The 13,522-nt window shown below is 52.0% G+C and carries 11 protein-coding genes; 5 read left to right on the forward strand and 6 right to left on the reverse strand.

Annotated features, from left to right (window positions below; genetic code table 11):
* Positions 1–3: 3 nt before the first annotated feature.
* Together SD69_RS07330 and SD69_RS07335 are read right to left on the reverse strand one after the other, a co-directional pair.
* Positions 4–1,158, reverse strand: coding sequence for a mandelate racemase/muconate lactonizing enzyme family protein (locus SD69_RS07330; RefSeq protein ID WP_041522694.1), 1,155 nt, complete (start codon positions 1,156–1,158; stop codon positions 4–6).
* A 1-nt stretch (position 1,159) separates the two neighbouring features.
* On the reverse strand, positions 1,160–1,822 hold the full coding sequence (locus SD69_RS07335; protein ID WP_041522695.1) for a GntR family transcriptional regulator: 663 nt from the start codon (positions 1,820–1,822) through the stop codon (positions 1,160–1,162).
* Between the two features lie 302 nt (positions 1,823–2,124).
* Here SD69_RS07335 and SD69_RS07340 point away from each other — a divergent pair, with 302 nt between their 5' ends.
* Positions 2,125–4,002 carry a sulfatase-like hydrolase/transferase gene (locus SD69_RS07340; protein ID WP_041522696.1) on the forward strand — a complete coding sequence of 626 codons (1,878 nt, stop codon included), beginning with the start codon at positions 2,125–2,127 and terminating at the stop codon, positions 4,000–4,002.
* Between the two features lie 222 nt (positions 4,003–4,224).
* Here SD69_RS07340 and SD69_RS07345 read toward each other — a convergent pair whose 3' ends face one another.
* The 4 genes from SD69_RS07345 to SD69_RS07360 form a co-directional block, all read right to left on the reverse strand.
* A complete protein-coding gene (locus SD69_RS07345; RefSeq protein WP_041522697.1) occupies positions 4,225–6,273 on the reverse strand; it encodes a methyl-accepting chemotaxis protein in 2,049 nt (682 codons plus the stop codon).
* A gap of 181 nt (positions 6,274–6,454) precedes the next feature.
* On the reverse strand, positions 6,455–7,141 hold the full coding sequence (locus SD69_RS07350) for an SDR family NAD(P)-dependent oxidoreductase (protein WP_041522698.1): 687 nt from the start codon (positions 7,139–7,141) through the stop codon (positions 6,455–6,457).
* Complete coding sequence (locus SD69_RS07355; protein ID WP_041522699.1) at positions 7,138–8,328, reverse strand: DUF6786 family protein; 1,191 nt, start codon at positions 8,326–8,328, stop codon at positions 7,138–7,140. The genes SD69_RS07350 and SD69_RS07355 overlap by 4 nt, the downstream gene beginning before the upstream one ends.
* Positions 8,328–9,110: an IclR family transcriptional regulator gene (locus SD69_RS07360; protein WP_041522700.1), complete on the reverse strand. Its 783-nt coding sequence runs from the start codon at positions 9,108–9,110 to the stop codon at positions 8,328–8,330. Before SD69_RS07360 ends, SD69_RS07355 begins: the two co-directional genes overlap by 1 nt.
* Before the next feature lie 192 nt (positions 9,111–9,302).
* On the opposite strand from SD69_RS07360, the gene SD69_RS07365 reads away from it, so the two are divergent.
* Genes SD69_RS07365 through SD69_RS07380 form a run of 4 tightly spaced genes read left to right on the forward strand, consistent with a single transcriptional unit; the run spans position 9,303 to position 13,516 of the window.
* Positions 9,303–10,463, forward strand: coding sequence for an ABC transporter substrate-binding protein (locus SD69_RS07365; RefSeq protein ID WP_041522701.1), 1,161 nt, complete (start codon positions 9,303–9,305; stop codon positions 10,461–10,463).
* The gene (locus SD69_RS07370; protein ID WP_041522702.1) at positions 10,460–11,602 is read left to right on the forward strand and encodes a CaiB/BaiF CoA transferase family protein; all 1,143 of its coding nucleotides are present in this window, start codon (positions 10,460–10,462) and stop codon (positions 11,600–11,602) included. Before SD69_RS07365 ends, SD69_RS07370 begins: the two co-directional genes overlap by 4 nt.
* Entirely contained in the window at positions 11,599–12,753 is a 1,155-nt protein-coding gene (locus SD69_RS07375; RefSeq protein ID WP_084591509.1) for a CaiB/BaiF CoA transferase family protein, read from the forward strand. The genes SD69_RS07370 and SD69_RS07375 overlap by 4 nt, the downstream gene beginning before the upstream one ends.
* On the forward strand, positions 12,746–13,516 hold the full coding sequence (locus SD69_RS07380) for an enoyl-CoA hydratase/isomerase family protein (protein WP_041522703.1): 771 nt from the start codon (positions 12,746–12,748) through the stop codon (positions 13,514–13,516). Before SD69_RS07375 ends, SD69_RS07380 begins: the two co-directional genes overlap by 8 nt.
* Positions 13,517–13,522 lie beyond the last annotated feature (6 nt).

Here is a 13,522-nt window from a genome sequence, read left to right on the forward strand (position 1 = left end):
GCTTTACCAGTTGGTGTAGCTGTTGTCGGGTTTAACCAAACGCGGCGGCTCCCAGTATTTAAAGGTTTTGCCTTGTAGGGCGTCTTCATTGACATCGATGCCAAGGCCGGGGGCGTCTGGAATACTAAAGTGGTTGTCGACCACTTCGGGGCGGTTGATAAAGTAGCGATCGTAATCGCTTAAATCGCCGTCGTAAGGGGCCAGTTCAAGCCAGGCTAGGTTGCTGATGGCGGCGCAGTAGTGAATGGAGGCCGCCGTGCACAGTGGGCTCAAGGGGTTGTGCGGCATCATATCGATGTAGGCGGTTTCGCATTGGGCGGCAATTTTTAACGCCTCGGTAAAGCCGCCGGCGTTGCAGATATCCACCCGGCCAAAGTTGGTCAGAGCACTGTTAACGTAGGGGGCAAAATCCCACTTGCTGGTAAACTCCTCGCCAATGGCGAAGGGGATGTCGGTCATCTGGCGCAGGTTGTGGTAAGCGGCGGGGCTCTCATCGCGAATGGGCTCTTCCAAAAAATCCAGGGTGCCCGCGGGCATCCTTGCACAAAAAGCGGCGGTTTCGGCCACGTTAAGTCGATGGTGGTAGTCGACCCCGAGCACTGTCGCACTGCCCAGCGCCTCGCGGGCGCGGGTAAGCCAGTGAGCGCCTTTGGCAATCGAAGTACGCGGATCAAAGACGGTGTGTCGATCGGGGTGGCCGTGCTCTCCCGTGGTGGCGCGAATAACGCTCCAGCCTTCGTCTTTAAGGCGCAACACGTCTTCGACAAAGCCTTCGTCGTAAGCGACGGTGCTGGTGGCAAACAACGGAATACGGCTGCGCTGTTTGCCGCCCAGCAATTGGTACACAGGCACATTTAGCGCCTTGCCTTTGATATCGTGCAAGGCAATGTCGATGGCGGCAATAGCGGCGGCCAGAACCCGGCCGCCTTCAAAGTAGGCGCCGCGATACATCTGTTGCCACAAAGAGTTAATGTCGAGCGGGTCCTGCCCCTTTAAGAATTGTTCAAAGTGAGCCACGGCGCCCATCACCGCTTGCTCACGCCCGGAAAGTCCGGCTTCGCCCCAGCCGTATAAGCCCTCGTCGGTTTCTACTTTGACTAAACAGACATTGCGAAATCCGACCCAAAAACTGTAACTCTTGATTTGGCTAATGTTCATATCAGTGCCTGAATAAGCGCGACCAGTACTCGCCGCTGGTTTGAATGTGCTGTGCTAATTGCCGCTGCAGCTTTGCACCGTCGCCTTTTTGCAGCGACTCCAGCATTTGTTGGTGCTCGGTGATAGTGCTTTGCAGCTTGGCTTTGCTGATGGGCAGTTTGGCGTGCAGTGCTTGCAACATTATTTTTTTACGGCGCCACAAATCCACCGCTGTGGTGTTGTAGTGGTGGCGGTACATCTCCCAGTGAAACATTGTGTCCAGCTCGCGAAACTGTCCATGTTGCTCCGGCGACAGTGCACACATCTTGTCGATGGTTTGTTGTAATAACGCTAGATTCGCCGCGCCATGATGCTCGATGAACCACTCCAGTAGGTAGGGCTCGAGTACTTGCAAAATCTCAAAAACATTGCGCATGGTTTCAAACTCAAAGCGTGCCACCCGTGCGCCACTATTGCGTTGGAAAGTCACAAAGCCTTCGCCCTCTAGCTGTTTCAGTGCCTCGCGCACTGGGTTCACACTGGTGCCATAGCGCTCGGCCAGAGCCGTGGTGATCAAGCGGTCACCGCTAACGAACTCACCGTAGGCTATATCGCTAAGCAAGCGTGCATAGACGCTGTCGTTCGGGTCGATCAGAGAGGTTAGCGCTGTTGTTGCATTTATCATTCTAGGTGCCTGTTTTCTATATTGTATGCAATATACAATAGGATTGTGTGTAATCTCAATAGGTAAGGCTGTCTTGGTGGCCCACATGCCTTTTACCCGGCGAGGAGGCTTGCTTTTATGGGTTTGGGTTTGATTTGATATTGTATATAGTCAACAATACATTAAGTTGTGGTGGAAGCCTGGCGGGCGTGATCATTCGCAAGGGTGCTTTTGGTTTGCCCCTGCCGAGCTTACGCGCGGCTATGCGTGGACGCTTGATTGTCCGACTTTTATAAATAACAAATAAATAGCGAGGGGGGCGTATGGGGCAGGGGTTTAAAATGGTGTTGTTTAGTAGCTTGTTGGCGTTTGGAGCCACGGCCTACGCCAGCGACGAGCAGCCCAATATTTTGTGGATAATTACCGATGACCACCGGCCTGACTCGATACAGGCCTATAATCGGGCCACAACGGGTAACGATCATAGCGAGTTGGGGTATGTACAGTCACCCAATATTGATCAGCTGGCCAGCGAAGGGGTCATGTTTACCCGAGCCTACAACCAGTCTCCGGCGTGTGGGCCATCTCGGACTTCTATGCATACCGGGCGCTACCCTTTTCGTAACGGTAAATACGCCTGGGAGCAAACCCACCAGCAAGCCGATTTTACCCGGCCGGCTGTATCGCAGCAGCTAGCTGGCGCGGGTTACGCCACGGCGATTATCGGCAAGCAACACTTGGGTATTTCTGAACGCCGCGGCGGCCAGGGTGGCATATTCGAGTTTGATATCGATTTTCATCGCGATTTAAATGGTAATGGTTTAGGTGGCTTGTATTATTCGGGCAGTGCTTATGGCCTGCGCGACGCGTTGTTATTACGCCAGGACGCTACCGAGACAGTGCACTACCCAAACGGTAAGCGCTTAACCTACACACTTTCCAAGGCCGATCGCCCCCTGAATGACGAAGAGCGATCCGTTAAGAAAAACATTGAAGATGAGTTTGATATTCTGCGAGCCTATACCCGAATCAATAAAGGGTTGATTTTGGGCGGCGTGAACCCGCAACCGGCGGATAAAACCGTCGATGCTTATATCGTAAAAGAGTTTGAGAGTTATCTGGAGAACAGCGGCAAGGATTACACCTCAAGCTTTGGCAAACAGCTAAAAGGGGCCGACAGCAACAAGCCGCTATTTGTTAATTTAGGATTTCACCTACCACACACGCCTGTGTTACCCCCGAAATCGTTTCGTGATCAATTTTCGAATAAACACTACAAGCTGCCTGTATTTGACACCGAAGAGATGGCCACCTTTGTGCCTCAGCAAATGCAAATCTATAACGAGTCGAAAACCCACGGGATGACTGACGCCGAAAAGCAACAAGCCATAAGAGACTACTATGCCTTTACCGCCTTTGGTGATCACTTAATTGGTCAGGCGGTGGATGCTTTTAAAAGCTACTCGAAAGCGCAAGGGCGTGATTACCTGATTGTTTTCACAGTCGGTGACCACGGCTGGCATTTGGGAGAGCAGGGCATTATGGCCAAGTTTACCTCCTGGAAGCAGTCATTGAACGGCGCTGTCATCGTGGTTTCATCAGATAAAGAAGCTTACCCGCCAGGCAAGGTGGTCGATAAAATGGTGGAGTACGTCGATTTTGCGCCCACTTTTTTGTCGGCAGCCGGTGAAGATTTGACGGATAGCCGCTTTGATTACCTTGACGGTTATGATCTGGCGCGTGTTAGCGGCGATCCAGCGCTCTCGCGTGATTACATTATTGGTGAGATGAATCTGGTGAATGGGCACCGAGCCTATTTGCGCAGTGAGGACTTTGCCTTTTCTATGCGTACCCGCGACCGTCGCACTCCGGCAAAATCCCCACTTTTGAACGATGATATACGCTGGGCACTCGAGGTGCATCCGGTGAAAGCAGAAATGGCGCTGTACGATTTAAGACGTGATCCTCTTGAGCGAAACAATCTTGCGTACACGCAAGAGTACTTGCCATTGGCGCAGTGGTTTAGAGAAAAGCTGGGTAATATCGTCCTGGGTGATGGGCGCATCGAAATGGATTGGAATACCGACAATCAATACAGTTTAAGTAATTTTGCCGCCGGTGCCGACGACAAAGTGCTGGATATTCCGCCTGAGCTGATCCCAGATCCAGAGTTACAGGATATTCAACGCCCCAATTATTAGTAACCTCTGCGGCGAATGCAGTACAACTGACAGAAGGCCGATATACAAGGCAAGATAAGAACGCGCTATAGGCTCGCTACTCTCTCAATCGTTCTCTTGAGCGTTCGGCGCCGGTAAACCTTTAGCCGCCAGCGCTAAAAGGGGCCGATGCCGCCATGGTAAGTTAGTATGAATACCTGGCGGCTGAGATTGTATGGGGAGGAGCTATCGAAACCACGGTGCTTACAGTTTGAACTCTGAGATATGAAAAACCAAAGAGTTCGAAGATGCCTTCATATTCTCTGACGACTGCGAGGTTTGTTGGTTTTTTCGGTCAATCTTTTCGCTGTCATCAGAGATCGCGATAATCCGTTGATTGATATCTTCAGCCACGGAGGCTTGTTCTTCAGTGGCTGTGGCGATTTGTATAGACAGGTGGCGAATATTGTCTATATCCTCTTGCATGGCAAAGAAAGACTCAGAATTTTGTTTGACAAAATTGGCGGCCTTATCGGCTTGACCCCGCAGTTCGTCCATGTTGCGGGTAACCGCCTGAGATTCATTTTGTAGTTTAGAGATCTGCGCGCTGATTTGCTCGGTAGAGTCCTGAGCTCGCCGCGCCAGGTTGCGAACCTCGTCGGCAACTACCGCAAACCCCCGGCCTTGCTCGCCTGCGCGAGCCGCTTCAATCGCGGCATTTAAGGCTAAAAGATTGGTTTGTTCCGCAACGCCCTGAATGATAGACAATACATCACCGATGGCGTCGCTCTCTTTGTTTAAATTATTCATTATCTGCTGCGTTTTCGTAAACTCGTGATCAAGTTGGGACATAATGTCGATACATTGCTGAGCATTGCGTGACCCCTCGGTAGACGCGCTATAAGATGATTGAAGGGACTCTGATGCCGTTACCGCCATGTTGGCCACTTCACTGATTGAGGCGGACATTTCGTTGATGGCGACAGAAATGCTCTCCACCGCTGCGGTTTGGTTGCTTGAGAATTCAGATGATTCCTGAATCGAGAGCTTAACCGACTCGCAATCCTGGCGTACGGACTTCGCTTCATCTTTGACCTTTCCAATAGCGTCTTTAAAGGTGCTCAGTAGGCTGACAAAGGCTTTAGATAGCTCAGAAAGCTCGTCCTTTCCTGATACATCTACCTTTTTAGATAAGTCTTTTTGGGCCGAAATCTCTTTATAGCGGGATACCAAATTGTTAAGTGGTACGGAGATGCTGCGGATCAAAAGATAGCTAATAAGACACAAAGCGATAAAGGTGGCGGCTACCAAAAACAGGGTGCTAATAACCGCTGAGCGCTCGCGATCGATTAAGCCATTTTTCTGTTCGACGAGTTGTTGCGACACCTCCGAGATGGATTGGTTGAATAAATCGAACAGTGATTGGTTCGTGTCGCTCCACATTGCCATACCTTGGAACGTTAAAGGTGCGTCTTTGGTGGCGTAAATGTTGGAGCGGGCGGAAAGCGCAATATTGCTCCACCTGTGGTAGACGTCGTTCTGCATCAAATTCAAATAGACGTCGCGAGCTTTTTGATCAGAAAACGCGTACCCAGAGACGAGGGCATTATCAAACTTTTGATACGCACTATTGATTTCACCGTATACGTAGATATCCAGGGCATTGCGCATGGCCAGATCGATCATGCTGTTGTGAAATGACGCCTCCATATTCATAACCACCAGGTAGTAGTAAGCACTGGCTGTTTTGGCCAGCTGAGCATCCTGCGCCGCGAGTACGACCATCTCATTCAAAGAATTAACAACCCCTTTGATTAAATAATTGAATTCGTAAAGGGTATGAATTTCTCTGCCGACAGTATCTGCATATTGCGTCGACGAGTGCTGCTTTAGGTCGGCGACTTTCCGTACGTAGGATAAATCCGTGAGTAGCGGTATATAGGCGTTAATCTTCTCGGCAAGGCTAGGGAAGCTTTCCAGTTGTATCTGGTTATTGTCCAAAAACCCAGTCAGTATTCGTTGCTGAGTTAGCGTACTCTCTCTTTTTCTAAGCATCTCGCGCTTCGCGTTATCTCTGTTTCCTTCAGGGCTATCGATGTACTGGCGGGTATAAAACGCTTCTTGTAAAGCCGATACCACAAAAGGGTAGACGACATCGGCGTATTCAATAGCGATATCGATTTCCTTGGCCTCCGCTAAAGCGTCGAGTGATCGGCTGACTTTATCGAAGGTGAGTATTGCAATTAATATTACGGGTAGTACAACGAGTAATACGATGCGAGTATGGATTTTTAGATGTCGGAATATGCTCATTGAATTAACCTAAAATTGCCTTTTTATATCGTTAGGTTTGCATTGCGTTTTGTCGGCGGTTGCGCCGGTTACTTTAGGGTATATCGAGGATATTGTAATTTGTACACAATTTACACAATTTACACAAGTAAACGCTTGGGCCACGCAGTGTTGTCGGCGAGGCTGGTTGCGGGGCGATAATTCACCAAGCTAGTGGGGTAAGGTCGCTGTGAAACAGGCCTCCGCTGTGCTCGACCGATAATTGCTTGATACTTTGATTGATAAGGCAAGAGGCCTCTTTGATGCTGGTGGGTGCCTGCATTCCACCCATGTCTGTTTGCACCCAACCGGGGCTGATGGCAGCCACGATAATCCTGCGCTCAGCAAGCTTTGCCGCTAAACGCCGGGTCAGCATATTGAGCGCTGCTTTGCTCATGGCGTACTCTTCAAACGGGCCAGCTGGGTTAATGTTTTCTGTCAACGAGGCCAGCCCCGAGCTTAGTTGTACGATCTTAGCCCCGCTGACAAACAGCTCGTTAAGTGCCTGAATCAGTAGCGCCGGGCCCGCGGCATTGATGGTGTAGCTGTCGAGAAAGTCCCGCCGGCTCCAGTGGCCGTAATCCACATGGTTGGTGGTGCCAGCATTGTTGATCAGAAGATTAATGGTTTTGCCATTAAGCGTATCTGCAAACTCGCTAATAGATTGATCGCAGGCAAGATCGAGCGGCGTCAGCGTTAGCGTTGAGTACTCGTTATTTAAACGGACAAGCTCATCACTTATCGCGCCCGGTCGGTGGCTGGCAATGACGTTGTGGCCCGTGTGCAAGTATTGACGCGTTAAGCCGAGACCAATGCCGCGGCTGGCGCCCGTAATAATGACATGGCTCATGGCGTTGCTCCTGTGTTGTTAAACACTTGCTCGATGTTATTCAGGCTTACACCAAGTACTTGCCGGGCAATGGTATCCAGTGATTCCCGGGGGCCTTGTAGGTGCACTGTGGTTTGCGTGTGTTGTAACGATTCACCGGGGGCGAGCTCACGAGTGTGGGATGAAGATTCCAGCTCATAAAAAGGGCCAAAGGGGCCAAAGCCGTCCACTACGCCATCGTTGAATACATTGATGACATCCCCATCATACGGGTCGGGCTTGGGTGTCCATACCGAGTTAACGTACACGCCTTGCTCGGGGGTAAAGCTAAAGTGCACCAAGGTGAGTAGCTCGCGCTCGGCATCCCAGGCGCCCATAACTGGCTGGGTGTTTTGCGGCGGGATGCCAATTTTGTTCATATATTTCCCATCAGCGTTGTAAAACCCATGCTGACCGATAATTTTACTGTGGCTGGGCAGGTTGGGTGAGAAGTACTCCACCATTTCATCGAGTTGGCCTTTTAAGGGCATGACCACGGTGTTGCTGTCCCCCGGCTCCAGCGCCGTTAAATGCCATAAGCTAAGCAGCCCCGTGGTTTTTTGCCAAGGGGTGTCGGCACTGTTGGTAAACTCCGAGCGAACGCTAAAGCCCACCGATTGCAGCTTGCCGGGCAGCTCTATCTGAAATAAACCATTGATGCCGCTGTTATCAAGCAACTCGATGGTGCGGGTCACTTCGATATCAAACGTGGTGTTGCTGTAGTTGGTTAAGCTGAACGAGCGTTTAAAGACCGCTTGAGTATCACTGAGTGATACCAGTGGGTAGGCTTGTGTGGTCATTGCCGGCGGGTAACTGATGTTATCGCTGATTTGCTCGACGCCTGGTGTAAACAGTAGCGAGAACTTGCCGGTTTCGGGGCCAAAGCTCAAGCGGTCGGCGCCGCCCATAGGGCGGTTTGGGGTAAGCTCGCCCTCGGCTAAATACTCGCGGTTTACCCAGCCTCGGCTTTGCCCTTGGGCGCCATTTAACGTGCTTACCATTACCCGGCCCTGTAGCTCGCCCAAAATGGCAACCCGGCTCTCGCCTTGTGCTAGCACCAGCGGATTAAAGTGCCGCTGCATTAATGCGACATCGTCGGCAAAGGTGGCGGCGTGGCTGGTGATCGCACTCATTAAACATACTCCGGTCAGTAGGGCGAGGTAGTTCATTATTCTATTCCTATGCGCTGATTAATCTTGGCGGCGGTGTGAGTCAGTGCTTGCAAGATGGTAGCTTGATCGTGGCTTTGCCCCAGGCTGGTTGTGAGCGACGACACTGCCACCGCCGCCATTAAACCCGAGGCGGCGGTGCCCACAAAAGCGGCGCAGTCGGTTACGCCAATGGTTATTTCACTAGCGGCGCTGTGGTGGCCCTGTTGTTGTATTTCGTTCAGTTGTTGTTTGGCGATATCTTTCTCTTTCACGGTTAGCTGATTAAAACGCGCGTCCATCAACAGTAGCCGCTCTTGCTCCTCGGCTTCGTAGTTGGCCAGCAGAACCCGGCCAGAGGTGGTCGTAAATAACGGGAATAAGGTGCCCTCAGAGATAGACAGCGATACCGGGTCGGGGCTCTTGACCTGACTGACCACCATGAGCTGGCCGTTGTGGGGCACGCTTAAGTGGCACGCCTGGCCGATACTTTCGGCAAGTTCCTGCAGAGGGATGCGAGCGGCATTGGTGAGCTGTTCGATGGGAGAGTGCGTGTGTGCCAGCGCGTAAAGCTTAAGCGAGAGCCGGTATTTGCCCGACACTTCGTCGCGGTTTAAGTAGCCGCGAGCTTCCAGGTTCACCAGTATACGGTAGATTTCACTGGGACTGCGTGCAAGGGCTGCCGCGATCTCAGTTTGCGAGCGCGCCGCCGATTCAGCCGAAAGATACTCGATGATGTCCAGGCCTTTGTCCAGTGCGGGGGCCGAGTACTTTTTGGTTTTATCCATAAGTGGTTGATTCATAATTGTTTATTCGATGTGTGCGGTTTAAGCCGCCGGCGCCCCGTAGAAAGCAGAGTTTTAATGTGTAAAAAAACACCCCTATGAGGTGCTACGTCAAACTCAATGTATTGTATAAAGGCTATTGTTTACAATATACACTTAATTTATAGTGGAACAATAAATTTATATATAAATGTTCCCCTAGGTGTTTTTATGAGTTCATCGATCATTGAATTAAAAGGTATTACCTGGAACCACACGCGTGGCTTTGTGCCTATGGCGGCCACTGCTCAGCGCTTTGAGGAGCTGAATCCGGGTGTGCGCATCAGCTGGGATAAGCGCTCGTTGCAGGCCTTTGCCGACGAGCCTATCGATCAGTTGGCCAAACACTACGACTTGCTGGTGATCGATCACCCCTGGTCGGGCTTTGCCGCGCGCACCGGGGTAACCGTCGCGCTGGATGATTGGCTGCCGGCCGATTTTATGGCTGATCAAAAAGCCAACAGCGTAGGGCACTCTCACGAGAGCTATAGCTTTGATGGTAAGCAGTGGGCACTGGCTATCGATGCTGCTACACCCGTAGCGTCGGCCCGTATGGATCTGCTCGCCGAGTTAGGGGAAAAAGTACCCGATACCTGGGATGAATTATTGGCGTTGGCCAAGCGCGGCAAAGTGTTGGTGCCGTCGATTCCGCAAGACACCCTAATGAACTTTTACATGCTCTGCTCGACCATGGGTGAAGATCCCTGCGTGCGCGAAGATGAGGTTGTTAGTGAAGCGATGGGGATTAAAGCGTTACAGATGTTGCGCGAGCTGTCGGTGCTCTTGCCGCGTGAGTGTTTTGATTGGAACCCCATCCAAATCTATGAGGCGATGAGCAGCATCGATGACTACGCTTACTGCCCCTTTGCCTATGGTTACTCTAATTATGCCAAGCCCGGCTATGCCAAGGGTTTGCTTAAGTTTGGCGATATGGTGAGTTTGCCTGGTACCGACCGCTGCCGCACCACCCTAGGTGGTACTGGTCTGGCTATTTCGGGTAGCTCGCCCAATAAAGAAATCGCTGCGCGTTATGCCCAGTTTGTTGCCAATGAAGCCATGCAGTCGGGCCAGTTTGTGGCGTTCGGCGGTCAGCCCGGTCACCGCAAAGCCTGGCTCGCGGATTACCCCAATAGCACCACCGACAACTATTTTAAAGACACACTGCCGGCGTTGGACCGCGCCTTTTTACGGCCGCGCTATCACGGTCATATGTTTTTTCAGGATAACTCGGGTGCACCGATTCGCGAGTACCTGATGAATGGCGGCGACGAAAAACAATTACTGACTAAGCTCAACCAACTTTACATGCAATCTAAGAGCCAGAACCCATGAGTTTACCGTTAGCCGGTGTAACCGTGCTCGAATTTAGCCAGTATTTAGCCGGCCCTTATGCGGGCTTGCGTTTGGCTGATTTGGGGGCGCGCGTTATTAAAATCGAGCGCCCCGGTAAGGGTGATGCTTGCCGTCAGCTGGCCACTAAAAATTTGTGGGCCGATGGCGACAGTGTGTTGTTTCATACCATCAACCGCAATAAAGAAAGCTTTGCGGCCAATCTTAAAGATCCGGCTGATGTTGCCACGGTAAAAAAGCTGATCGCTCAGGCGGACGTGATTACCCATAACTTTCGCCCCGGCATTATGCAGCGTTTAGGGCTGGACTATAAATCGGTAAAAGCCGTAAACCCCGAGCTTATTTACGGTGAGGTGAGTGGCTATGGAGATACCGGCCCCTGGAAAGACAAACCTGGTCAGGATTTGCTGGCGCAATCCGTGTCGGGCCTGGCCTGGGTGACCGGTAACGGTGATCAGCCGCCCACGCCGTTTGGTATCGCCGTGGCCGATATGCTCTGTGGTACTCATTTGGCTCAGGGTTTACTTGCGGCACTGGTGCGTAAAAAGCGCTTTGGGGTAGGGGCTAAAGTCAATGTCAGCTTGCTGGAATCTATTTTGGATTTTCAGTTTGAAGGCTTAACCGCCTATTTAAACTCCGATAACGAATTACCCGAGCGCAGCCAAATTGCCAACGGCCACCCGTACGTGGGCGCGCCCTACGGTATTTACGCCACCGCCAATGGCCACATTGCTATATCCATGGGAGAGTTAAAAACCCTTTGCGATGCGATTGGGCTTTCAGGGTTAGAGGGTTTTTACGGTGTCGATGCGCAGTTTTTTGAGCGCGATAAGATTAAGGCCACCTTGCAAAAACACTTAAAAAACCGCACCAGTGGCGAGTGGTTGCAAATGCTGGAGCAGGGCAGGTATTGGTGCTCTGAGGTGCTCGATTACGAGGCTCTAACGCACCATGAGGCGTACCAACTGCTGGGTATGGAGCAAACCTTACAACGCAATGGTGCCAGTCTAACAACCACGCGTTGCCCCATTCGCTACAACGGCGAGCGCATTTACAGCGATAAAGCGGCGCCGAACGTGGGCGCCGATAATGAGCGGATTCAACAGGAGTTTGCGCTGTGATTAAACCCCTGCAGGATATTACCGTACTGGATTTTACCCAGTTTTTGTCGGGCCCCTCGGCCAGCTTGCGCTTGAGCGATTTGGGTGCACGGGTGATAAAGGTTGAGCACAAATACAAGGGCGATTTATGCCGGAGCATCTACGCCTCGCATTTAAACATTGCCGGGCAGTCGGGTTTTTACCAAGGCATTAACCGCGCTAAAGAAAGCCTGGCGCTCGACTTAAAAGAGCCGGACGACTTTGCCCAGGTGAAAGCCATACTGCCCCACGCTGATATTGTGTTGCACAATTTTCGCCCCGGCGTTATGGAGCGTTTAGGCTTGGGTGTGGCCGATGTTAAAGCCATCAACCCGAATGCCATTTACGGCGAGATTACCGGCTATGGTCACGAGGGGCCCTGGCGCGATCGACCAGGGCAGGACTTACTGCTGCAAGCGCTGTCGGGGCTGGCCGGATTAAGTGGCGATGAAAGCTCGGGGCCGGTGCCCATGGGGCTCGCTATTGTCGATAACCTGGCCGGTGCGCAATTGGTGCAAGGCGTGTTAGCAGCGCTCTACGCAGGCGAAGGCGCTTTGGTACAAGTGAGTATGTTAGAGGCAGCGCTGGATTTTCAGTTTGAACCGCTCACGCTTTATTACCACGATGGTGAGCCGGTCGATCGCGGCCGTAAGAATGCCGCCCACGCCTTAGTCGGTGCGCCCTACGGTTTATATAAAACCCAAGACGGATACCTGGCGCTGGCGATGGGTTCGATACCGTTTTTAGGTGAGTTATTAAATTGCCAACCGCTGCTGGCGTTTACCGATGCCGGGCGCTGGTACGCCGAGCGCGACGCCATTAAGGCGATTTTGGCCGAGCACTTACAAAACCAATGTACCGCTCATTGGTTAAGTATTTTAGAGCCGGCCGATATTTGGTGCGCCGAGGTGTTTAACTGGCAGCAGCTTATAGCCCATGAGGGGTTTGCCGTACTGGATATGGTGCAAGAGGTCACCTCTTTTGGCGGGCGCTACTTAACTACTCGCTGTCCTATTCGCCTTGACGATCAGTTACTGACCCAGCCGGAAGGCGGCCCGACGTTAGGGCAACACAATAGTGCGCTACGGGCTGAATTTACCGGCATTAAACCAGAACGGATACATCATGATTAATCTGACAAAAAATGGCCGTGTGTTAGAGCTAACGTTTAACCGCCCCCCGGCCAATGCCTACAACCTGGAGTTTATGCAAACCCTGACGCAAAAGCTGGACGAGATAGACGCCGAGCAAGAGGCGAGTGTGGTGCTGTTAACAAGCACCAGCGATAAGTTTTTTTGCGCCGGCGCCGACATTAAAGCGTTTGCGCAAAACACCACCGAGCAAAACCATCAGCTGGTGGGCCAGGCGCGCGCCAACACCGCGCAAATGGAGGCCAGCGATAAACTGTTTATCGCCTGTATTAGCGGTCACATATTGGGCGGCGGGCTGGAGCTGGCAATGGCCTGCGACTTACGCTTCGCGGCTCACGGTGGTTATCTGTGGGGGCTGCCCGAAATCAAGCTGGGGCTTATTCCCGGCAATGGTGGTAGCCAGCGTTTGGCGCGCTTAGTAGGCATGAGCAAAGCTTTAGAGCTGTTAGCCACCGGCGATACCTTTTCAACTCAGGAGGCGTTTGAGTTTGGGTTGGTGAATCGCTTAATGAATGTCGATGAGCTATTGCCGCAAGCACGCGAGTACGCGCAGCGCGTGGCAAAAGGCCCGGCGTTAGCGTTGGCAGCAACCAAGCACGCGGTGCGCGGCGGTGTACAAATGAGTTTAGAGAACGGCCTGGCCCTTGAGAAAAGGCTGTGCGATACCTTGTACGACACCGAGGATGCCGCCGAAGGGTTTAATGCCTTTATTGAAAAGCGCGATGCAATATTCACCGGCCGCTAACCAGCG

Source organism: Gilvimarinus agarilyticus, from assembly GCF_000832015.1.
Lineage (GTDB): Bacteria > Pseudomonadota > Gammaproteobacteria > Pseudomonadales > Cellvibrionaceae > Gilvimarinus > Gilvimarinus agarilyticus.

Bases quoted from the DNA above. Each gene is read 5' to 3' on its own strand.
- SD69_RS07355 (WP_041522699.1), bottom strand. From the start codon at position 8,328: ATGAACTACCTCGCCCTACTGACCGGAGTATGTTTAATGAGTGCGATC.
- SD69_RS07380 (WP_041522703.1), top strand. From the start codon at position 12,746: ATGATTAATCTGACAAAAAATGGCCGTGTGTTAGAGCTAACGTTTAAC.
- SD69_RS07340 (WP_041522696.1), top strand. From the start codon at position 2,125: ATGGGGCAGGGGTTTAAAATGGTGTTGTTTAGTAGCTTGTTGGCGTTT.
- SD69_RS07360 (WP_041522700.1), bottom strand. From the start codon at position 9,110: ATGAATCAACCACTTATGGATAAAACCAAAAAGTACTCGGCCCCCGCA.
- SD69_RS07370 (WP_041522702.1), top strand. From the start codon at position 10,460: ATGAGTTTACCGTTAGCCGGTGTAACCGTGCTCGAATTTAGCCAGTAT.
- SD69_RS07335 (WP_041522695.1), bottom strand. From the start codon at position 1,822: ATGATAAATGCAACAACAGCGCTAACCTCTCTGATCGACCCGAACGAC.
- SD69_RS07330 (WP_041522694.1), bottom strand. From the start codon at position 1,158: ATGAACATTAGCCAAATCAAGAGTTACAGTTTTTGGGTCGGATTTCGC.
- SD69_RS07350 (WP_041522698.1), bottom strand. From the start codon at position 7,141: ATGAGCCATGTCATTATTACGGGCGCCAGCCGCGGCATTGGTCTCGGC.
- SD69_RS07365 (WP_041522701.1), top strand. From the start codon at position 9,303: ATGAGTTCATCGATCATTGAATTAAAAGGTATTACCTGGAACCACACG.
- SD69_RS07345 (WP_041522697.1), bottom strand. From the start codon at position 6,273: ATGAGCATATTCCGACATCTAAAAATCCATACTCGCATCGTATTACTC.